The sequence below is a fragment of the Caloranaerobacter sp. TR13 genome, assembly GCF_001316435.1.
In the GTDB taxonomy this organism is placed as follows: domain Bacteria; phylum Bacillota; class Clostridia; order Tissierellales; family Thermohalobacteraceae; genus Caloranaerobacter.
This window is the reverse complement of sequence record NZ_JXLL01000015.1, coordinates 1-23,353: the sequence shown is the minus strand read 5'-3', so window position 1 is coordinate 23,353 and position 23,353 is coordinate 1. Positions and strand designations below refer to the sequence as shown.

The window sequence follows — 23,353 nt, the reverse complement described above, 5'->3', positions numbered from 1 at the left end:
TTGCATAAAAAGGATTTATCTCCACAAAATATAATTTGAATAAGATTTTGTGGGGGTATTTTCATGCAGAGTAGTATTTTTGAATACTTTACGTATATGTTAAGGACTACTTTAGGATATTTTTTGGCACTCATCATGGTTCGTTTTATGGGTAAGCGTTCTATTGGAGAATTGAGTGCTTTTGATATAGTGCTTATGACTGGTGTTGGCCATGTAATGAGCTCTGTAGCATTAGATAAAAAGTTACCACTTATGGAAGGAGTACTCATTTTATTTACAATTGCAATATTAGAGATAGCTTTATCCTTTTTGGCAATCAAAAACAGGAAAATTGCAAATATTATAAATGGAAAACCTACTTATCTTATTAAAGATGGGAAGTTATTAAAGGAAAATATGAAAAAAGAAAAATTTAATATTTACGACTTAAGGCAGGAATTAAGAAAAAAAGGTATTGCTGATGAAAAAGATGTAGAAAAAGCTATAATAGAGGCTTGTGGAAAATTTAGTGTTATAAAGAAGTATGCAGAAGAACCATTAAGAAGAAAGGATTTAGGCATATTTAAAGATGGAGACAGCCCTCAATATCTAGAGCAAAAGTTCACCGAATTAAAGAGTGAACTAAATAGATTGAACATGTCTTTAGCTAACATTATAATAGAGATTAATAAGCTTAAAAACAAAGAGTAGTAAGCTACTCTTTATTTGTTTTATAGGAGATGGTAAATGTGAAAGAAAAAATAGAACTATTAGCTCCAGTTGGAAGTATTGAGTCGCTTTATGCAGCAGTTGAAAATGGGGCAGATGCAGTTTATTTAGGTGGAAAAATGTTTAATGCTAGGCAGTATGCTTCAAATTTTGATAAAGAAGAGTTAAAAAAAGCTATTGAATATGCACACATAAAAGATGTTAAGGTATATGTTACTGTTAATATCTTATTAAGCGATTTTGAGTTTAAAGAAGCTTTAGAGTATATATCTTTTTTATATAACATAGATGTAGATGCTATAATAATACAAGACTTAGGACTAGCTAATTTAGTAAAAAAGTTACTACCTGATTTTGAACTTCACGGAAGCACTCAGATGACTATCATCAATCAATACGGAGCAAAGTTTTTAGAAGAGCTTGGTTTTACTAGAGTGGTTTTAGGTAGGGAGTTATCTATAGAAGAAATTAAATACATTAAAGATAAAACTGATATAGAATTAGAAGGATTTATTCATGGAGCATTATGTATTTCTTATTCTGGTCAGTGTTTAATGAGTAGCATAATAGGTGGCCGAAGTGGTAATAGAGGTAGATGTGCACAACCATGTAGAATGCCTTATACGTTGATTAATGCAGAAACAGGGAAAAAAATATCTTCAAAATTAGATAAAAGATTTTTATTAAGTACTAGAGATTTAAATACTATAGAAGACTTAAATAAAATAGTAAAAGCAGGTATTATATCATTGAAAATAGAAGGAAGGATGAAAAGACCAGAATATGTCGCGGTTATAGTAAATAAATATAAGAAGGCATTAGATAATTTATATAATAGATCCGATAGAGCGATTTCTAAAGAAGATAAAAAAGAATTACTGCAAATTTTCAATAGAGAGTTTACAAAAGGATATATTCTGGGTGATTTTGGTAAAGATTTAGTAGCGATAGATAGACCTGATAATAGAGGCGTATATATTGGAAAAGTTATTGATGTAGATAAAAAGTATATATATATTTTATTAGAAGATAGTCTGAATATAGGAGATGGCATTGAAATAACAGATAACAAAGGTAATAAGAATGGTATTATAGTAGATTCTATCTTTTCAAAAGGAAAACGAGTAGAATCTTGTAGAAAAGGAGAAGTAGCAAAGATAAAGAAAAATGGTAATGTAAAGAAAGATAGTAAGGTATATAAGACGTCAGATGTACTCTTATTAGAAAAGGTAAGAAAATCATTTACTGAAAGAGATAAATTAAAAAAGATAGACATTTATATGGAAGTTGAAATAAAGATAGGAAATCCTATTAAGATGCATTTGTGGGATGATAGAGGTAATTATGTTACAATTGAAAGTAAAGAAAAGGTGCAAGAAGGCACAAATATATTTCTTACAGAAGAGAAAGTAATAAAACAATTAAGCAAATTAGGAGCAACTCATTATGTTCTTAAAGATATAAACATAAGCCTGCAAAATAATTCTATGGTTCCTGTCAGTATATTGAATAAATTAAGAAGAGAAGCTATAGAAGAATTAAATAAAAAAAGAGCTATAATAAATAAAAGAATTGAGATAAGTCAAAAAGATATTTTAAACAAAATGGAGGATATTATAGAAAAAAGTAAACCTTACGTTAAAACAAGGAATAAGTTGCTAAGTATTAGTATACAGTCGCCGAAGCAGTTTGAGAAAATTGATTTGAATAAGTTAGATAGAGTATATATTAGCTATTGGGAAGGAATTAATAAATGTATTGAAGAAATAAAAAAACATAATAAAGAGGTTTATTTACAGACTGAGAAAATCTTAACAAACTTAGATTTTGAAACTTTAAATTATCAAATTAAAAGTATTGGTATTGAAAATATTGATGGAATAAGTGTTTCTAACCTAGGAACTTTAAAATATATTAAAGAGAATTTCGATACTAATATACATTGTGATATAGGTATTAATGCATTCAATAGCTTTACTCTTAAGTTTCTTGAAGAATATGGTGTAAAAAGCGTTACTTTATCACCAGAGCTTAGATTAAATCAGATAAAAAATATTTGCTTAAATACTAATTTAATGTGTGAGACTATAGGGTATGGTTATTTACCTGTTATGATAAGTAAATATTGTCCGTTTTCGGTTATTAAAGGGTGTTTGTCAGATGAAGAATGTGATAGATGTAAATTTAGATATGGTTATGGATTAAAAGATAGATTAGGAAAAGTTTTTAGGATTATTAGAAAAAGAGGAACTACTACAATATATAATAGCCAACCATTAGTAGTTATTGAAAATTTAAAAGAAATTTATAATAGTAACGTGGATATGATTAGATTGGATTTTACATTTGAAGATGACATAAAAGAAGTACAAACAATGTATTATGAGTTTGCTAATAACAATATAGCTGAAAAGAATATTATAGAGTTTGTTAATAAAATTAAAAAGAATACAGGTTTAACTAAAGGACATTATTATAGAGGGGTTCTTTAGAAAAAACCAGAATAGAAATGTATTAAACAACGTAGAGAAAGTAGGTGGATAAATTGAATGAAAAGACATTAAGGGTTCTTGAGTATGACAAAATAATAGACAAGTTGTCAGAAAAAGCTGAATCGTCTTTAGGTAAAGAATTAATAAATAAACTTAAACCAAGTAATGATTTTTATGAAGTAAAAAAGATATTAGAAGAAACAGATGAAGCTGTTAAATTAATAATCAAAAGAGGAAGACCTCCTTTAGCTGGCATTCATAATGTATATGCTGAATTAAAAAGAGCACAGATAGGAGCTTCGCTTAGTCCAGGAAGTTTGTTAAAAATTGCAGATACTTTGAGAGCAGCTAGGAGAATGAGTACATTTGTTAAGAAAAGTAAGGAAGATAAAAATTCTAGTTATCCAATAATAGAAGATATGGTAGATTTACTGACAGCATTTAAAGAACTAGAAGAAAGAATTTTTGAGTCAATTATTAGTGAAGAAGAAATATCTGATAATGCTAGTCAAACGTTAAGAAATATAAGAAGACAAATAACATCTAAAAACGAAGCTATTAGAAACAAACTAAATTCAATAATTAATTCATCAACTTATAGAAAGTACCTACAAGAATCTATTATTACAATAAGGCAAGATAGATATGTGGTACCTGTAAAACAAGAGTATAGAGGTAATTTCCCTGGTTTAGTACACGACCAGTCTTCTAGTGGAGCAACCTTATTTATTGAACCTATGGCAGTAGTTGAATTAAATAATCAGTTAAAAGAACTTAAGTTAAAAGAGAAAATAGAAATTGAAAGAATTTTAGCTGAATTAACAAGTTTAGTAGCAGAAAAAGCAGATAATATAAAAATAAATATAGATATATTAGCCAAATTAGATTTTATATTTGCTAAAGCAAAATTAGCACTAGAAATAGATGGTGTTAAGCCTGAGCTTAACAAAGAAGGTTATATTAACATTAAAAAAGGCAGACATCCATTAATAGATAAAGATAAAGTTGTACCTATAGATATTCACATAGGAAAAGACTTTGATACCTTAGTAATTACAGGACCAAATACAGGTGGTAAGACTGTTACATTAAAAACAGTTGGATTACTTTCATTAATGGGGCAGTCTGGACTTTTTGTACCAGCAAATTTTGGTAGCGAAATTGCTGTATTTGATAAGATTTTTGCAGATATTGGTGATGAGCAAAGTATAGAACAGAGTTTAAGTACATTTTCTTCTCATATGACAAATATAGTAGAAATCTTAAAAAATGCTCAAACTAATAATCTTATTTTGTTTGATGAACTAGGAGCAGGTACTGATCCTACAGAAGGTGCTGCTTTAGCAATGTCTATATTAAGCTACCTTCATAGTATAGGAGCGAAGACAATTGCAACTACTCATTACAGTGAATTAAAAGTTTATGCATTGACAACTGAAGGTTTAGAAAATGCTTCAGTTGAGTTTGATGTAGAAACGTTAAGTCCGACATATAGATTACTAATTGGTGTACCTGGAAAATCAAATGCTTTTGAAATATCAAAAAGGTTAGGACTTCAAGACTTTATTATTGAAAGAGCTAAAGATTTTATTTCCAGGGAAAACATTGAATTTGAAGATGTTTTAGCAAAGATTGAGAGAGATAGAAGAATAATAGAGCAAAATAGAGAAGAATCTGAGAAACTGAAAAGAGATATAGATAGATTAAAACAGGAATTAGATGAGAAGAAAATAAAATTAAGTAACCAGAGAGAAAAACTATTGTTTGAAGCTAAGCAGGAAGCAAGAAAGATTATTAAAGAAGCAAAGGAAGAAGCAGATAAAATTATAAAACAACTTAGGGAGATTTCTATAGAAATAGATAAAGAGAGAAATAAAAAGATTCAAGAAGCAAAGGATAAACTAAAAAATAAGCTTGATAATTTACAAGCTGAATTAACAGAAAACTTATTAAACAAAAAGAATAGAAAGCCACCGAAAAATCTAAAACCAGGAGATATGGTAACTTTGCTTAATTTAAACCAGACAGGAACTGTAATGTCTAAGCCAGATAAAGACGGAAATTTAGTTGTACAAGTTGGTATTATGAAGATAAATGTTCATATTAGTAACTTATCTAGAGCTAAAGATAATGTATCAGCAAGTGAAGAATTTGGAACAAGAAAGATAATGACTTCTAAAGCTAAGTATATAAAAACTGAGCTTGACTTAAGAGGCAAAACATTAGAAGAGGCTTTACTTGATACAGATAAGTATCTTGATGATGCATATATAGCAGGGTTAAAACAAGTTACTATTATACATGGGAAGGGCACTGGAGTGTTAAGATCTGGGATAAAACAGTTATTAAAAACACACCGTCATGTTAAAGATTTTAGGTTGGGTAATTTTGGTGAAGGTGGTACAGGAGTAACTATAGTAGAGCTAAAGTGAGGTTAGAGCATGATTATAATAAGTGCGTGTTTAGTTGGAGTTAACTGTAAATATAATGGTGGGAATAATTTTAATCAAAAAATATATGAGTTATTTAGAAACAAAAATGCGATATTAGTTTGCCCTGAACAGCTAGGAGGACTTCCTACACCTAGAATACCTTCAGAAATAGTTATTAAAGATGGTGAAATTAGGGTATTAAATAAAGAAGGAGTTGACGTTACTAATAATTTTTTAAAAGGAGGGTATGAAACACTAAGAATTGCTAAAGCAGTTGGGGCAAAACTTGCTATACTTAAGTCAAAAAGCCCTTCATGTGGTGTAGGTTATATCTATGATGGTACATTTTCAGGAAAGCTAACAGAAGGTAATGGAATTACAGCGCAGCTGCTTATGAAAAATGGTATAAAAGTATGCACAGAAAATGATTTTTTAGATTATATTTCTAAATAGATTAGATTTGAATTAGGAGGAGATAATATGAAAAAGTTAATAACTATTCTATTAACAATAACTTTAATAACTACTTTATTTGTTGGATGTTCAAAAAAGGACAAAATAGATCAGTCTGACAAAGCAAATGATAATGTATCTGTGGAAAAAATTGAATCTAAAAATACAGAAAAAGAAAAAGTTGAAGAAATAGATTATGTTTTATATTTAAAACAAAAAGCTATGCCGTTTATTTTTGCTGAAAAATATACAATTAAAGCAGATGATTCAAGGTTAAAAGATAAAAGTATTGAATGGATAGCGTTAGAACATCTAATAAATTTTAAGGGTTTTCAGGATTTTATATCACCAGTTCCAGAAGGCACAAAACTTCTAGATTTAACTAAGGAAAATGGTGTTGTATATGTTGATTTATCGAAAGAATTTATTGATAACATGCCAAATGATGAACAATCTACAAAAATGGCTATTGATTCAATAGTAAATACACTAACATTTTTCGATGGAAATGAGAGTGTTGTGTTTAAAATAGAAGGACAAGCAGTTAATGAAATAAATGGAGTAGATTTAAGCAAGCAGTTCTATTTTAGTAGTGATTTCTTTTCAGATAAGTAATATAATTATAATAAGTATTTAATGTTTATTAGGAGGTTTAGTATGGATATAAAGCAAATATATGAAACTGCTAGAAAAAAGATGAGAGGATACTGTAGAGTTTGTAACGAATGCAGAGGCGAGGCTTGTGCAGGTGAAGTTCCAGGAATGGGAGGTGCTGGCACTGGTACTTCGTTTAAAAATAATATAGAAGAATTAAAAAAGATACAACTTAAGATGAGAACAATTCACGATGCTAAAACTCCTGATACTTCTATAGAATTGTTTGGTATAAAATTAGACATTCCTATAATATCTGCTCCTGTAACAGGAAATAGTTTTAATATGGGTGGTGCACTAACAGAAGAAGAGTATGTTGAAGCAGTTCTTAAAGGTAGTATTTCAGCTGGAACAATTGGTATGACAGGAGATACAGCCGATTTATCTATGTATATAACTGGATTAGAAGGAATAAAAAACGTAAATGGAATGGGTATACCAATAATTAAACCTAGAGAAAATAAAAAAATAATAGAAAATATAAGGAAAGCAGAAGCAGTTAAGCCTCTAGCTATTGGTGTTGATATAGATGGTGCTGGACTTATAACTATGGCCCTTAAAGGGCAACCTGTTGGGCCAAAAACTAAAACTGAATTGAAAGAATTAATTGAATCTACCGATCTACCTTTTATACTAAAAGGTATCATGACACCAGATGAAGCAGAAATAGCTCTTGAGGTTGGGGCAGAAGCTATTGTTGTTTCTAATCATGGAGGAAGAGTTTTAGACCATACTCCAGGTGTAGCTAAAGTACTTCCTGAGATAGTAGATGCTGTTAAGGGTAAAATTACTATTTTAGTTGATGGAGGAATACGTTCTGGAGTAGATGTGTTTAAAATGTTAGCTCTAGGAGCAGATGCAGTATTGTTGGGTAGGCCTATTATTATTGGAGCGTATGGCGGATATGAAGAAGGCGTTACTACAGTTTTAAATAAAATGAAAAAAGAATTACTACAGGCAATGATATTAACAGGATGTAAAGATATTAAATCAATAGACAGGACTAAGATATTTTTCTAAAGCCCCTTGATTTACAAAAAATAATATGGTATATTATGATAATGAAAAAATAGCCAAATTCGTTGAAGGGGAGAGTAGGATAAGCTGAAGTAATAGCGAGCTGGGGACGGTGGAAGCCTGGCATGGATGTTTATCTGAAGCGCACCCCAGAGAAGCTGTCTGAATTTAGTAGGATAAGACGTATTCCTGCGTTAAAGGGTTAGAGTGGGCAAGTAGACTTGCCAATAAGAGTGGTAACACGGGATTAACTCTCGTCTCTTCATGAGATGAGAGTTTTTTGTTTACTGAAAAATAATACATAAATCACATAAAGGAGGTTTTAAAATGATAGATTTCAAAAAAGAGATTGCACGAATTGTTAGCGAAAAGGTAGAATCTTTAAGTCAAGAAGATGTTGAAGTATTAATAGAAATTCCACCAAGTTATGACATGGGCGACTATGCTATGCCATGCTTTAAGTTGGCAAAAGCGTTTAGAAAAGCTCCAAATATAATAGCTCAAGAGATAGTTGAGATGTTAGATGGTAAAGAGTATTTTGAGAAGATTGAGAATGTTGGACCATATGTCAATTTCTTTATTGATAAAAAAGTTTTAGCTAAAACTGTATTACAAGAAATTTTTTCGGCAAAAGAAAATTATGGTTCATCAGATATTGGTAATGGCAAGAATATCGTTATAGATTTTTCATCACCAAACATCGCAAAACCGTTCCACGTAGGACATTTACGTTCTACTGTAATAGGAAATGCTTTGTATAAAATATATGAGTTTCTTGGATATAATTGTATTGGTATAAATCATTTAGGCGATTGGGGGACACAATTCGGAAAATTAATTACTGCATATAAAAAGTGGGGAAATAAAGAAGAAATAGAAAAAGAGCCTATTAAGACTTTATTAAAGCTTTATGTAAAATTCCATGATGAAGCAGAGTTAAATTCTGAATTAGAAGAAGAAGGAAGAAGATGGTTCAAAAAACTTGAAGATGACGATGAAGAGGCTAAAGAGTTATGGAATTGGTTTGTTGATTTAAGTTTAAAGGAATTTAATAAAATTTACGAATTACTAAAAGTTAAATTTGATTATTTTACAGGTGAAAGTTTTTACAATGACAAAATGGATAGAGTAATAGAGTTACTAAAAGAAAAAAATCTACTTAAAGAAAGTAAAGGTGCATATGTAGTTGATTTAGAAAAGTTTGATATGCCTCCTTGCCTAGTGTTAAAGAGCGATGGTGCTACTTTATATCCAACAAGAGATATAACTGCGGCTATTTACAGAAAGGAGACATTCGATTTTGAAAAGGCACTTTATGTAACAGACTATTCACAGAATTTACATTTTGCTCAATGGTTCAAAGTTATTGAACTAATGGGATTTGAATGGGCAGACAAACTAGAACATGTACCTTTTGGACGTGTAAGTACAGAAGAAGGTAGAATGCAAACTAGAAAAGGTAATGTAATTTTATTAGAAGAATTATTAAATAAAGCGATTGACAAGGTAAGAGAAATAATTGAAGAAAAGAATCCTAATTTAGAAAATAAAGATGAAGTAGCTAGAGAAGTTGGTATAGGAGCAGTAATTTTTAACGATTTAAGTAACAATAAGATAAAAGATATTGTATTTAATTGGGATAGAATGTTAAGCTTTGATGGAGAAACAGGTCCTTACGTTCAATATACTCATGCAAGAGCAAATAGTGTACTTAACAAAAAACAGTATGATATTACTAACGATGTTGATTATTCAATATTAACTAATCAGGAAGCAGTTGATGTTATAAGATTACTTCAGTCATTCCCTGAAGTTATAGTAAATGCTATGGAGAAGAATGAACCTTCTATAATTACAAGACATATAGTAGATATAGCACAGGCATTTAATAAGTTCTATCACGAATGCCCAATAATTGTAGAAGATGAGAATATACAAAAAGCAAGGCTATTACTTGTATTTGCTGCAAAAACTGTATTAAAAACTGGTTTGGGGCTACTAGGTATTGATGCACCAGATAAGATGTAAAATTTAAAATTAATTTGTTGAAAAAAGAGGGAGCAAATCCCTCTTTTTTTGCATTTTTTTGATTATAAATATTTAAAAAGAGTCGATTTAGGGTACAAATTACCATAATAGGATTATTTAAGATAATGTAACATTTTTGACTGGTTTATTCTTAATTTATATAATAACCTCTGTGCTATTTAGAAAGGAGGGTAAAAATGAAAGGTAAACTGATGTTATCAATTATACTTGTACTTACTTTAATATTTGGAAGCACAGTATATGCAATAATGTTAAATAATAATGACTATAATGTTTTAAATTTAAGTGTTGTAAATAACAGTAAAGTAATTGAGAATATAGAAATAAAGAAGCACGTTGAAAATTATGATCTTATAGAATATATAAAAAATAAAACAAATTTAACAGAAGAAGAAAGTGCATTTCTTTTAAAGCAATGTGAAGAAAAGGGTTTGAATATTTTTATTGTGCTGGGGTTAATGAAGCTAGAAAGTAATTTTGACCCTAACTGCGTTGGTACTCTTGGAGAAAGAGGACTAGGACAGCTAATGGAAAGTACGGCTCGTCAAATTGCATTTAATATGAAGAAAGAATTTAAACCTAAATTACTGTTTGATCCTAAATATAATATTGAATTATTCACAACACAGCTTAAATATTTAAAAATGATTTTTAATGGTGACATACATAAAGTACTTACAGCGTATAATAGAGGAGAATATGGATTGAAAAGATACATGGCATCTAGAAGTGGGACAAGCAACCCTGCGAGGAGTGCTTACTCTGCGAGGGTACTTAAATATGCAGCTATGTTTCAAAATGAATATCAGGCACAAACAAGGAATTAAGGAGCTAGCTTTAGGCTAGTTCCTATTTCTTTTGTATAGAAACTTTGCTATACTATACATATCGAGTGTAAGGAGTGTTGGCAAATTGGAAGATAAAATTAGATATTTTATAAATAATGCTGTATATGGTGATAGCTTAAGATATTCAAAAACTAATCATGTATTAGAAAAGAAAAAAATAAAAGGACAATGGTCGTATATAGTTGAATTATTTATAATTACAGTAAAATCTTTAATACCTTCAATGGATGTAGAAGGAACAACTATAGGATATACAAGGTTTAAAGAAGAAATAAAGTTATGGACAAGTTATAGACATGGCAGCAATAAACTACTAATAAATTCTGTAAATAAATTTGATGACAAAATTTATTGGATTGAAATTGATGATAGTGTTTATGCAAGAATATTTCCGATTGTAGCTGCAAACACTCAATGGGATGTTATATTGTCAGAGGTTATAAAAAATATTTTGTTTACAACTGGTAATATATTTATTTTACAAGAATGCATAGTGTTATCTAAAATACTATATCTGATATTAAATGGTAAAAAGGATTATGATAAAATTATAAGCAGTTTAAAAGAGGAAATAATACAGTTATCTCAGAAAGAGTTAATTGGTAAATATAATAAATATTTTAAAGCAGATATTGCAGCTTTTCCTGGAAATTTCGTAATTAATTTCGAGAGGGCTAGGATTGAATTACTAAACTTGTTTAATGGAAAATTAATAAAGAATAATTTTTATATATTAAGTAGAGTATTAGATATTTTAAGAGGCGATATAAAAGAGTTCGGGCAAATACAATATAATTTCTTTTTATATGGAGTTTTGGGTTTGATTATTCAAAATAACAATGAGTTTATAGAATATAAGGATAAGAATTTTATACAAAGTTTAGCAAATTACTTGTTAAGGCTTAGGAAAAGCAGAATAAACCCAGAAAGTCTTTATATAAAGGATTATTACGTGCCTGATGTTTTTAAATACAATGTTGGAGAAGAATTTAGTCATTCACTTTTAAATAAATGCAAAGTAGTTAATAAAGAGGAGACAGAGAAACTATTTATAACATATATTAATACGAAAACAGGAATTTATAGATTTTTTAAATTCAAAAACCCCGTTTAATTACGGGGTAAAAATTATTTTTTTAGATATTGTATAAATTCGTCTTCAGTACTATCAGCAAGTTCACTAAGTTCTTTTATAATATTTTTTCTGAGCTTTAAGAAAGAGTCAATATTTGTATTCTTACCAGTATATTCAAGAGCTTCAATAATCATTAGCATATCTTTTTTTGATATTTCAGCGATTGATATTTTATCAAATTCCTGCATTTTAACTCTCCTTCCTTAGAACATATATTACTTAATATATTTCTACAAAAATCTACAGATACCTTCAAAAACTGTTAGAAAGGATTTAGTACAGCAAAAAAATGTATTTTAGAAACTTTCAGGGTCTTTTTTGAAAAATACTCTGTTGCTTCTATTTTTAACTTCTCTTAATAATTCCATAACATTATTGATTTCTTTTTTTATAAGTTCTGTATCTTCTTTTGAAATGTTGTAGTATAGGTATAAATCTTCAAATGCTCTAACAGCTTTTGAAAGTTCAGTGTCTACTTCAATAAAAGCTTTGAAATTTTTACTGTGTTTTGCATTTTTGAACTGTTCAATATCTATTATTATAGCGTTAACAACTTTATCTTCTGATTCCATTACACCTGCTGAAATTACATAAGGCTTTATTCTTTCTAGATAATATGTATTATCAGGATTAACATGATACATATACTCAATTTTTAATTCATCTAAGGTATATTTAACGTAGAACATAACACCTTGAATTGATACAACATGACATCCTAATTCTCGTAGTCTATTTAGACACATCTCATGTCTTATTTGCCGAATTGTCATATAAGACATACACATTCCTCCATATTTTATTTAAATATATTATATCATATTACAAAGGTAGAATTTAGTAATTTTTTAAATTATATACCTAGTTAAATTGTGGATAATTTTAAATATAATTTTCGTAACGGATTGAGGCAAAACTATATTATAGTTGATATAAATCGAAGATTTTATTCTAATATGTTAAAATAAATGTATTAATATTTAAAAAAGGTGATCATATGATTTTTGAAAATAATAGTAGATTGAAGATAATATGGGGTTTGGCTTGGCCTGTTATGGTGAGTCAGATTTTACAAACATTATTACAGATAATAGATATGTTTTTTGTTTCTAATATAGGAGTAAATGAAGCTGCTGCAGCTGGTATTGGTACTTCAATTATTGGAGTTATTATTGTTGTAACTCAGTTAATTGCTACAGGAACGATAGCCTTAATTTCTAGAAAAACCGGTGAGAAAGATGAAAAAGGAGTTTTAGAAGTAACAGGACAAGCTTTAATACTTTCAGTTACAGTAGGGATATTAATATCGGCATTGAGCTTTAGTTTGTCTACTTCTATAATAAAATTATTTGGGCTAGAGGCACAAGTTGCAAAAAATTCTATTAACTATTTGAAGATTGTTTCATTAAGTATACCTTTTGTATTTTTTAATTTAACAGGCAGAGCCATATTACAGGCAAAAGGAGATACAAAAACTCCAATGCTGATTTTTGGACTTATGAATTTGATAAATATTATTCTTGATCCTATATTAATATACGGATTGTTTTATTTCCCGAAGTTTATGTTTGTAGGAGCTCCATTAGCAACAGCTATATCGAATGTGTTTGCTTCAGTTTTGATGTTTAAAACTATTTTAAGGAAAATATTTAATAATGAGCTTAAAAAATATTTGCAAGTTTTAAGTATTAGAATAAGTTTAATAGGTAAGATATTAAAAATAGGATCATATTCTGCACTGCAGGCTATTGCTAGACCTATAACTGGGCTTGTGATGTATAAAATAGCAAATTATTCTGGCACAAAAGCAGTTGCAGCTTTTACTATAGGGGGCAGGATGTTTAATCTAGTATTCATTTTTTTAGCAGGATTAAATTTATCAATTTCTGTTCTTATAGGTCAAAATCTTGGGAAACAAGATATAAAAGCAGCTGAAACAATAGTTAAAGATGGAATAAAATTAGCATTGATTAATATGATAATATTTTCACTTCCTTATTTTGTATTAGCTAAATATTTAATGTTTATTTTTACTAAAGATATTCAGGTAATTAATATAGGTGTAAATTATCTAAGAATAGTTTATATTGGTGTAATTTTTGTTATTTATCCAGTTGTATATGGGGGAGCTTTTGTTGGAGCTGGAGACACAGCACCACCTATGATTGCGTCACTGTTAGCAAATTTGTGTTTTAAACTACCGATGGCATACATATTGAGCAAAGTATTTAATATGGGTGCAAATGGTGTTTGGATAGCAATTAGTTTGTCTGTTTTGCTTGAAGCTGCAATAATAATATACTATTTCAGATTAGAAAAATGGAAGTATAAAAAAGTTTAAAATATAAAGCAGTTGGAATTAAAATCCAACTGCTTTATGAACGTTATTTTTTCAATTTTTTCTATCAAATAAAAAGTTAAAATTATTATCAAAATTATTTTTTAGAAGAATATAAATTAATTTACTTTTCGTAGCTTTATCAATAGATTTAAAATCTTCAGCTATTACATTTTTCATTTCCTGTGGAAATTCTCCTTCAAAGTTCTTTATAAGTAAAGCTTTTACTATGTCATTTGCAAATTTTTTACCTTCTTTTGTTTTACCTAATAATGACAAAATATTTTTAAAAGTTTCTTTGTGTTCGTTATCTATAAACTTATCTATTATAGCATTATTGTTTGTTACAAAATCAATAAATATTTTATTTTCATTTATTAAAAGTTCTTTTATTTTTATATAATTAAGAAACTCTTTACTATTATCAATATAATAAACATCTTCGATTTCTGAATTGGAGATTTTTTCGATTAATGATAGTGGTAAAGGTAATTTTCCCAAGTAAATACCATTTAATTTTACACCTATTGTATCATCATTAATGATAGGAGATACATTTGCATTTACACCAATTGGTAGAAAACCTATTTTTAAAGATGATTTTAACATTATGCTATTTGGCTGCACATCAAAAAAGAAGCCATTAAACTCTACAAAAGAAGGTAATTCTTGTATGTTAATTTGTTTAGTAATTTGAGGTACTAGGACTGAATTTAAATCAGTTTCCTCTATTAAAATTTCATTTTCTCCAAATATGTTGATTCTAGAGTTATTTATCAAATTAGTGATAAATAAATTTGGATCAGTTTCGTTAAAAGTCTTTATACTATCTGGACGAACTAAAACAAGAGATACAGCAATAAGAATAAATAAAGTAAGTACTATTCCTAAAAAAACTTTTTTAAATATTTTCATTAAATCACCCCTTATTTGATTATATCAAAATTATATAGCTATAGTCAGTATCAAAAAGATTGAAACCTTTATACCCTATGATATAATATAGTCAGCAGATGAAGGGAGAGTGGATTTAATGCATTCTATATCTAATATAGAATCAATAAAGCATTTGTTAAATTATGATAAAATAGCTACAATAAATGCTTTAGGTAAAATGAGATTTACAAACAATTGGGAAATTATTGTAGACAATATAGAAAAGACAAGAGGATTCATATTAAAGTGGGATAAATGGAATATAATATATTCTCCAGAAGATGAAGTAGCTAGAAAGATGCTAGAAAATATAAATTTGAAAGGACAAAGATTTGCAGGTGTGTTAAAGAAGTATTATGATTTAATAAAAAATAATGAGGAAATTGAATGGGAAGAACCATGTTATTTGTATTACATGGACAAAAATAATTTAGATTTGGCTAGAATTAGACATGAAGTGAAAGCATTAAAGCTAAAAGATGCAGTAGTTGTAAATGAATATTATACATATAAAAGTAAAAATTCTTTAAAATACATAACTAATTGCATTAAAAATAGGCCTTCATCAGCTATTTTTGATAAAAATGGTAACCCTATTTCTTGGGCTGTAGTTAGAGAAGATGGTTCAATGGGGATAATGTATACAAAGGAAGAATATAGAGGCAAGGGGTTAGCTGTATCAGTTAGTATTGACCTTGCAAAAAAAGTATTTGACATTGGTTGGACTCCTTATGTTCATATTGTAGTTAAAAATATACCTTCAATAAAATTAGCAGAGTCAATTGGTTTTAAAAGATATGGTGAAATTGTCTGGTTTGGAGTAAAATAGATAGATAAAGGATAAACTTTTATTAAGCAGCTTTGTGCTGCTTTTCTATATGAAGATAAGAAGGAAGGTACGATAAATGAATATAGTAATATCTACACTAAATTCAAAATATATTCACTCCTCTTTGTCAATCAGATATCTAAAGAATTACTGCATAGATTCATTTAACAATATTAAACTTATGGAGTTTACAATTAATCAGAATAGTGAGTATATTACAGGTGAATTATTCAAACATGCACCTGATGTTTTAGCTTTTTCATGTTATATCTGGAATATTGAAAAGACTTTAGAAATTTGTGAAAGATTGAAAATCGTAAGACCACAAACTAAGATTGTCTTAGGTGGACCAGAGGTTTCTTTTGATGGAGATAAAATTTTAAAAAAATATGATTTTATTGATTTTATAATATATGGAGAAGGAGAAGAAACATTTAAGGAATTATTACAGTACCTAGATGAAGGTATAGAAAATTATGATAATATAAAAGGACTAATATTTAGAGAAAATAAAAGAATAATTGTAAATAGCCCTAGACCTTTGATTTCCAATCTTGATATGATTCCATCTCCATATGAAGGTGATTTGAATGAATTTAAAGACAAAATTGTCTATTTTGAAAGTTCTAGAGGATGTCCTTTTAACTGTCAATTTTGTTTATCATCAACTATAAAAGGAGTAAGATATTTTACTATTGATAGAGTAAAAGAAGATTTGCTAAAACTTATCAAAGCAGGAGTAAAGCAGGTAAAATTTGTAGATAGGACTTTTAACGCGAAAAAAGACTATGCTCTTGAAATTATGAAATTTATAATGGCACAAAATGTTAAAAATATAAATTTTCATTTTGAAGTTACTGCACATCTTTTAGATGATGAAATATTGGATTTTCTTAAATGTGTGCCAGAAGGTCTATTTCAGTTTGAAATAGGAGTTCAGTCAACCAATGATAAAACACTAGAAGCTATAAGTAGAAAAACTAATTTTGATAGATTGAGTAAGGTTGTAAAAAAAATAAAAAGTTATGAAAATATCCATCAGCATCTGGATTTAATAGCTGGTTTGCCATATGAAGACTACAGTAGTTTCAAAAAATCATTCAATGATGTATTTAATTTGCAACCAGATATGCTGCAATTAGGTTTTTTAAAACTTCTTAAAGGTTCTGGACTAAGAAGAGAAAGTGAGAAATATGGATTTAAGTTTTTGGATAAAACACCTTATGAAGTGTTGGAAAATAACTATATAACCTATGAAGAAATGTTAAAACTAAAGTCTATTGAAGATTTGTTAGAGAAATATTCGAACAGCAGAAGCTTTGAAAATAGTTTAAACTATGTTATTAAAAATTATTATGGAACACCTTTTGATTTTTTCGAAGATTTTAGTAGTTATTGGGAACAGCAAAAACTTGATTCGATTTCACATAGTAAGACTAGTTTGTATAAGATATTCTATAATTACTATTTAGATAGGATAAATAGAAATATAGAGATATTTAGAGAATTATTAAAATATGATTTTTTACTTAATAATAGAACATCTAATTTACTTGATTTTATGAAGTCAGACAAGAACATTGATGATAAAGATATTGTGCATAAATTTCTGCAAAACGAATCGAATGTTAATAAATACTTGAAAGAATTTGCACGTATCCCAGCTAAAAAAATAATTAATAAGGTTCATTTTGAAGTATTTATACTGGACATATTAGATTTCATAAAAAATGATTTTGATGTATATAAAATATCTTACAAAGAAAGTATTATGCTTTTTAAATATAATGAGGATAAAAAAGTATTTAAAAAAGTAGAAGTATATGATATAACTGAAGAAATGAAAAAAATAAGGGGTGAAAGTGTTGGAAATAATAAATGATTTAGTTTATATCAATAAAACTGCATTAAAGAAGTCATATAATCTTATATTGAAAAATTGGCTATTAATCTTTACAGGATTTGCTTACGCAATTTTAAATTTTGCGTTATTTGCATTAGTAGGAATATTATTTAGGGGAGTTTTGTCAATAATTGCTGGGTTTGTTATGGCATTAGCTTTAAGTTCATTTATATCTAACTATTTATATCTTTTATATAACGTAGTTAGATATGGGAAATTTACTTTATATGATTTTAAGTATGGTTTTAAAGTTTTTATTTGGAAAATATATGGAATACTTTTCATAGGATGGATGGCAAATTATATTTTAAGTTTATTTATTACACCTATTTTATCAAGCTTTATTCCTTATACAGTTATTGGTTTTATTATTAATTTATTAATTTTTGTATTTTTAAATTCACTACCTGAAACTATCTATTTAAAAGAATTATCGCCTTGGGATTCTATACAGTATTCTTATTATTTTATTAAAGAAAATTTTATCCAGTGGTTTGTATCAAACTCTATATTCATTTTAATAACTTACTTTTTAACAGGAAGAATTTTGAGTAATGTATTCATGATACATATAGGATTAAGTGTAAATCCATCTTTAGGAAGTATCTTGTTATATTTAATAGGACAAGTGGTATTTACTTATATGATGATTTATAGAGGTGTATTATTTGATATATTGAGTACAAGCACAATAAGAAAGAGAAAATTTATGAGGGATTTATATTAATAAGTTAGAAAAAGGTGATGATGTATGAAGGAAATTGAGAAGTTTTTTAAAGAAAAAACTGAGAACTTAACTTTTATTGAATTAAAGTCAGGTACAAAAACTAAATTTAACAGGTTTAAATTAGAATCAAATGTACCTTTACCTATTTTAGTTGATGAGTTGATTACAGAGATAAAGGAAAGAAGAGCTCAAGATGAAATAAAGATTTCTTCAATAATAAGAGGTATGATATATACAATTGGTGTTGATTCTAGTTTCCCTTATATTGATAAATATAAGGATATTCTGTACAGTTTTGATGAAAAAATTGAAGATTTTATACTATATAATGGTGTGAAATTTATTAAAGAAGGCTCCATTGATGATGGCCTAATATATTTGAAAGCATTAATAACATTAAATAAAGAAAGTGTAGACGGTTTATATAATTATGGAGTTGCTTTAGAAGAAAAGGCTAAAAAATATTTAGAATTAAGAGATGAAAAAAAAGCTAATGTATTTATAAATGAGTCAACAAGACAATTTGAGAATATACTTGAAATAGATGATACTTATTCTCTAGCATTTTACAAACTTGGTTATCATTACGGATTAAACAAGCAATTTATTAAATGCAAGATTATGTGGGAAAAGTTTTTGACAATAAGTGAAAATGAAGAATTAAAAGAAGAAATAAAACTAAGTCTTTTAGAAATACAGGATGATATAATTTATGAGGAAGGATATAATGAAATATTTACTGGTAATCCTGTAAAAGGGCTTGAAAAGCTATTACCTCTGAAAGAAAAATATTCAGATTGGTGGAATTTATTATTTATAATAGGTTTAGGATATAGGCAGATAGGTGATTTTGTTAAAGCAAAGGAAGAATTTGAAAATGTACTTAGTATAGTACCAGGGCAAGTGGATACATTAAATGAATTAGGCCTTTGCTTAGCAAATTTAGGACAATATGAAGAAGCTATCGAAAAATTTACAGAAGCCTATCAAAAAAGGCCTAAAGACTATGAAATATTATGCAATAGAGGTATGACATATCTTCAAATGGGCATTCTAGATAAAGCTAAAGAAGACATACAAAAAGCATATGATGTAAATCCTTTAGATGAAATAACTATAGCGTGTATGAAGGAAATTGAAAGGGTAGAGGAGATGGCTTGATAGCCATTTCTTTTTTTGCATAAATTCTTAAAATGATCCAAATATTAAAATAATTTAACAGTTAATATATAAGAATAAAATAAAAATATAGTAAAACTATGATAAAATATAAATGAGTTTTGTTTACGGGAAAACGATATCACGAGGGGTGAGACTATGATAAAGAGTTTAAAAGAATTATTGAGTATGGCTAAAGAGCAAAAAACAATGAAGCTTGCTGTAGCAGCTTCTCAAGATTATGAAGTTTTAAAAGCTGTATGTGATGCGGCTAAAGAGGGAATTGTAGAACCAATTCTTATTGGGGATATTGAAGAGACAACAAATATAGCTAATGAATATGGTTTAGATATTGAAAAGTTTGAAAAAGTAGATGTAAAAGATTTAACTGAGATAGCTAAAACTGCAGTAATGTATGTAAATGATGGAAAAGCGGATTTTGTAATGAAAGGGTTAATTGATACATCTATTCTACTTAAAGAAGTTTTAAATAAGGAATATGGTTTAAGAACAGATAGTCTATTAAGCCATGTGATGGTATATGAAGTACCAACTTATCATAAGTTACTTTTCTTGACTGATGGTGGTATGAATATTGCACCAGGATTAGAAGAAAAGGTTAAAATTGTAAAAAATGCAATTAAAGCTTGTAAAGCTTTAGGATATGAGACTGTAAAAATAGCTGTATTAGCAGCAAAAGAAAAAGTTTCACCTAAAATGCCAGCTACTGTTGATGCTAATAGTTTAAAAGAATTAGGAGAAAACAACGAATTTGGTGAAGGAGTAATTATTGAAGGTCCTTTAGCATTAGATTTAGCTATATCTAAAGAAGCAGCAAGAATTAAAAAGTTTGAAAGCAAAGTTGCAGGGGATGCAGATGTATTACTTATGCCAAACATTGAGATGGGTAATGGTGTAGGTAAGAGCTTAACTTATTTTGCTAAAGCTCAATCAGCAGGAATTATTATGGGAGCTAAAGTACCAGTTGTATTAGTTTCAAGAGCAGATACTCATGAAGCTAAATTGAATTCAATAGCTTTAGGTAGTGTAATAGCTGCAAATAGATAAAAAATGTAAAGGGGTGTAAAAAATGAAAAGACTATTAACTGGTAATGAAGCTGTAGCTCGTGGTGCATATGAAGCAGGGGTTACTGTGGCTTCAGCTTATCCTGGTACTCCTAGTACGGAGATACTAGAAAACATAGCAAAATATAAAGAAATTTATTCTGAATGGGCACCAAATGAAAAAGTTGCTTTAGAAGTAGCAATAGGTGCATCAATAGCAGGAGCAAGGTCAATTGCAGCTATGAAACACGTAGGTGTTAATGTAGCAGCAGATCCATTATTTACTTTTGCGTATACTGGAGTAAATGGAGGATGTATTTTAATAACTGCAGATGATCCTGGAATGCATAGTTCTCAAAACGAACAGGATAACAGATATTATGCAAAATCAGCAAAATTAGTTATGCTTGAGCCAAGCGATAGCCAAGAAGCTAAAGATTTTGTTAAATTAGGTTATGAAATAAGTGAAAAGTTTGATGTTCCAATTCTTTTAAGATTAACTACAAGAATATGCCATAGTAAAACATTAGTTGAATTAGAAGAAAGACACGAAGTAGGAATTAAAGAATATAATAAAAATATTGCTAAATATGTAGCTACACCAGCTAATGGTAGAGTATTACATGTAAAATTAGAAGAAAAGTTAAAGAAATTAGAAGAATATAGTAATAATACTCCAATAAATAAAGTTGAATTTAATGATAAGAGTATAGGTATCATTACATCAGGTGTTGCTTATCAATATGCTAAAGAAGTTTTTGGAGACAATGCTTCTTACTTAAAACTAGGTATGACATTCCCACTACCAAAGCAAAAAATTAGAGAGTTTGCTAAACAGGTAGATAAATTGTATGTAATTGAAGAATTAGAACCATATTTAGAAACTGAAATCAAAGCTATGGGTATAGATATTATTGGAAAAGAACTTATACCAAATATCGGTGAGCTTAATCCTGACATAATTAGAGAAGCATTATTAGGTGAAAAGAAAGAAATTATTGAAATGAATAGTGAAAAAATTGTTTCTAGACCGCCTACAATGTGTGCAGGTTGTCCACATAGAGGATTATTCTACGTATTAAGTAAAAAGAAGAATGTTGTAATAACTGGGGATATAGGATGTTATACTCTTGGTTCAGCTCCACCATTAGAAACTATGGATACTTGTATCTGTATGGGTGCAAGTGTAAGTGCAGGGCATGGATTTAGCAAAGCATTTGAAGTTAATGGAAAAGAGGCTAAAGTATTTGGAGTTATAGGAGACTCTACGTTCTTCCATTCAGGTATTACTGGTCTGATAGATATTGTATACAATAAAGGTAATGCAGCAACTATTATACTTGACAATAGAATAACAGGAATGACTGGACACCAAGAGAATCCAGGTACTGGTTATACATTGATGGGTGAAGTGACAGAACAGATAGATTTAGTAAAAATCTGTGAAGCTATTGGAGTTAAACATATTGAAGTTATTAATCCATTAGACTTAAAAGAAACTGAAAAAGCTATAGATAAGGCGATTAATACTGATGAACCTGTAGTTATTATAACTAAGTGGCCATGTGTTCTTAAAAAGTCACCAAAAGAAGAAATTGAAGAATATGGATTAGATCAGAGAAAAATATGTACAGTTGAATCAGACAAGTGTAAGCAATGTAAACTTTGCCTAAAAGTAGGATGTCCTGCTATATCATTTGAAGAAGGCATTGGAGCAATTATTGATGATACAATGTGTGTAGGCTGTGATGTATGTCTTCAAGTATGTCCATTCAATGCAATAGTAAAGGTGGGTGAGTAATATGTCAGAAACTAAGAACATATTGTTAGTTGGAGTTGGTGGACAAGGTATAATTCTTGCAAGTAAAGTGCTTTCTAAAGGTTTGGTTGATGCTGGTTTCGATGTGAAAATGTCAGAAGTTCACGGTATGGCACAAAGAGGAGGTAGTGTTACTACTCAAGTTCGTTACGGTGAGAAGGTGTATTCTCCTATAATTGGAAAAGGTCAGGCTGATATTCTAGTAGCTTTTGAAAAAATGGAAGCTATGAGATGGATTGAATACCTTAAACCAAATGGAAAGCTTGTTATAAATAATTATTCTATTCCTTCAGTACCAGTATTAACAGGTCAAGTTAAATATCCTGAGAATATTATTGAGGAATTAAAAGAAAAAGTAGATACAACTGTAATAGATGCAGCAAATGCAGCTAGAGAGTTAGGGAATATTAGAACTCAAAATATAATTATGTTAGGCGCTTTAGTAAAAGCACTGAATATTACCGAAGTAAATTGGGAAGAAGCAATTAAAGAAACAGTTAAAGAGAAATATATAGATATAAACTTAAAAGCGTTTAAGAGGGGTATGGAGTTAGTTTAGGGTAGGTGTCATCCTACCCTTTTATTTTTTTAGTTTGTTATATTAGTAAAATAGAGAGAAATTTAATGCATAAAAGAGAAAATACATATTATTTAAAAATAATTAGTTATTTTGAGTATAAAATTAGATTGAAGTGAAATAATAAATATGCTATATTACTACTTGCCGTTGCGAAAGCACGGATAATTGAGGGCAGATAAGAATGAAAAAAAGTTCTTGACATGACAAAAT

The 23,353-nt window shown here is 28.7% G+C and carries 20 protein-coding genes and 1 other annotated feature; of the genes, 17 read left to right on the top strand and 3 right to left on the bottom strand.

From position 1 onward, the window contains the following. Window positions 1–63: 63 nt before the first annotated feature. From TR13x_RS09095 to TR13x_RS09055, 9 genes are all read left to right on the top strand, one after another. Window positions 64–690 carry a DUF421 domain-containing protein gene (locus TR13x_RS09095; RefSeq protein WP_054871617.1) on the top strand — a complete coding sequence of 209 codons (627 nt, stop codon included), beginning with the start codon at window positions 64–66 and terminating at the stop codon, window positions 688–690. A gap of 38 nt (window positions 691–728) precedes the next feature. Then, window positions 729–3,200 carry a DUF3656 domain-containing protein gene (locus TR13x_RS09090; protein WP_242851756.1) on the top strand — a complete coding sequence of 824 codons (2,472 nt, stop codon included), beginning with the start codon at window positions 729–731 and terminating at the stop codon, window positions 3,198–3,200. Window positions 3,201–3,253: 53 nt separating this feature from the next. Next, window positions 3,254–5,632: an endonuclease MutS2 gene (locus TR13x_RS09085; protein WP_054871615.1), complete on the top strand. Its 2,379-nt coding sequence runs from the start codon at window positions 3,254–3,256 to the stop codon at window positions 5,630–5,632. A gap of 9 nt (window positions 5,633–5,641) precedes the next feature. Next, window positions 5,642–6,085: a DUF523 domain-containing protein gene (locus TR13x_RS09080; RefSeq protein WP_054871614.1), complete on the top strand. Its 444-nt coding sequence runs from the start codon at window positions 5,642–5,644 to the stop codon at window positions 6,083–6,085. A 27-nt stretch (window positions 6,086–6,112) separates the two neighbouring features. After that, a complete protein-coding gene (locus tag TR13x_RS09075) occupies window positions 6,113–6,700 on the top strand; it encodes a GerMN domain-containing protein (protein ID WP_054871613.1) in 588 nt (195 codons plus the stop codon). Window positions 6,701–6,742: 42 nt separating this feature from the next. Further along, a complete protein-coding gene (locus TR13x_RS09070) occupies window positions 6,743–7,759 on the top strand; it encodes an alpha-hydroxy-acid oxidizing protein (RefSeq protein WP_054871612.1) in 1,017 nt (338 codons plus the stop codon). A 53-nt stretch (window positions 7,760–7,812) separates the two neighbouring features. After that, window positions 7,813–8,021 (top strand) — a binding site (T-box leader). Window positions 8,022–8,083: 62 nt separating this feature from the next. Beyond that, entirely contained in the window at window positions 8,084–9,784 is a 1,701-nt protein-coding gene (gene argS, locus TR13x_RS09065) for an arginine--tRNA ligase (RefSeq protein WP_054871611.1), read from the top strand. Window positions 9,785–9,981: 197 nt separating this feature from the next. Continuing rightward, on the top strand, window positions 9,982–10,632 hold the full coding sequence (locus tag TR13x_RS09060; protein WP_054871610.1) for a lytic transglycosylase domain-containing protein: 651 nt from the start codon (window positions 9,982–9,984) through the stop codon (window positions 10,630–10,632). A gap of 85 nt (window positions 10,633–10,717) precedes the next feature. Further along, the gene (locus tag TR13x_RS09055) at window positions 10,718–11,767 is read left to right on the top strand and encodes a hypothetical protein (protein WP_054871609.1); all 1,050 of its coding nucleotides are present in this window, start codon (window positions 10,718–10,720) and stop codon (window positions 11,765–11,767) included. A gap of 14 nt (window positions 11,768–11,781) precedes the next feature. Here TR13x_RS09055 and TR13x_RS09050 read toward each other — a convergent pair whose 3' ends face one another. Next, window positions 11,782–11,976 (bottom strand): hypothetical protein, encoded by a 195-nt coding sequence (locus tag TR13x_RS09050; RefSeq protein WP_054871608.1) that lies wholly within the window; start codon window positions 11,974–11,976, stop codon window positions 11,782–11,784. 108 nt (window positions 11,977–12,084) lie between these two features. Continuing rightward, entirely contained in the window at window positions 12,085–12,570 is a 486-nt protein-coding gene (locus TR13x_RS09045) for a hypothetical protein (RefSeq protein ID WP_054871607.1), read from the bottom strand. Window positions 12,571–12,785: 215 nt separating this feature from the next. Between TR13x_RS09045 and TR13x_RS09040 the strand changes: the two genes are divergently transcribed. Then, the gene (locus tag TR13x_RS09040) at window positions 12,786–14,129 is read left to right on the top strand and encodes an MATE family efflux transporter (protein ID WP_054871606.1); all 1,344 of its coding nucleotides are present in this window, start codon (window positions 12,786–12,788) and stop codon (window positions 14,127–14,129) included. 51 nt (window positions 14,130–14,180) lie between these two features. Here TR13x_RS09040 and TR13x_RS09035 read toward each other — a convergent pair whose 3' ends face one another. Then, window positions 14,181–15,041 carry a hypothetical protein gene (locus TR13x_RS09035; protein ID WP_054871605.1) on the bottom strand — a complete coding sequence of 287 codons (861 nt, stop codon included), beginning with the start codon at window positions 15,039–15,041 and terminating at the stop codon, window positions 14,181–14,183. Window positions 15,042–15,159: 118 nt separating this feature from the next. On the opposite strand from TR13x_RS09035, the gene TR13x_RS09030 reads away from it, so the two are divergent. The 7 genes from TR13x_RS09030 to TR13x_RS09000 all read left to right on the top strand — a co-directional run bounded on the left by TR13x_RS09030 (window position 15,160) and on the right by TR13x_RS09000 (window position 23,122). Continuing rightward, entirely contained in the window at window positions 15,160–15,891 is a 732-nt protein-coding gene (locus TR13x_RS09030; protein WP_054871604.1) for a GNAT family N-acetyltransferase, read from the top strand. Between the two features lie 76 nt (window positions 15,892–15,967). Continuing rightward, entirely contained in the window at window positions 15,968–17,773 is a 1,806-nt protein-coding gene (locus TR13x_RS09025) for a B12-binding domain-containing radical SAM protein (protein ID WP_054871603.1), read from the top strand. Further along, a complete protein-coding gene (locus tag TR13x_RS09020; RefSeq protein ID WP_054871602.1) occupies window positions 17,757–18,521 on the top strand; it encodes a hypothetical protein in 765 nt (254 codons plus the stop codon). The genes TR13x_RS09025 and TR13x_RS09020 overlap by 17 nt, the downstream gene beginning before the upstream one ends. 24 nt (window positions 18,522–18,545) lie before the next feature. After that, complete coding sequence (locus TR13x_RS09015) at window positions 18,546–19,682, top strand: tetratricopeptide repeat protein (protein ID WP_054871601.1); 1,137 nt, start codon at window positions 18,546–18,548, stop codon at window positions 19,680–19,682. Window positions 19,683–19,838: 156 nt separating this feature from the next. Next, on the top strand, window positions 19,839–20,747 hold the full coding sequence (locus tag TR13x_RS09010) for a bifunctional enoyl-CoA hydratase/phosphate acetyltransferase (protein ID WP_054871600.1): 909 nt from the start codon (window positions 19,839–19,841) through the stop codon (window positions 20,745–20,747). Between the two features lie 22 nt (window positions 20,748–20,769). Further along, complete coding sequence (iorA, locus tag TR13x_RS09005; RefSeq protein ID WP_054871599.1) at window positions 20,770–22,545, top strand: indolepyruvate ferredoxin oxidoreductase subunit alpha; 1,776 nt, start codon at window positions 20,770–20,772, stop codon at window positions 22,543–22,545. Between the two features lies 1 nt (window position 22,546). Continuing rightward, the gene (locus TR13x_RS09000; RefSeq protein WP_054871598.1) at window positions 22,547–23,122 is read left to right on the top strand and encodes an indolepyruvate oxidoreductase subunit beta; all 576 of its coding nucleotides are present in this window, start codon (window positions 22,547–22,549) and stop codon (window positions 23,120–23,122) included. Window positions 23,123–23,353 lie beyond the last annotated feature (231 nt).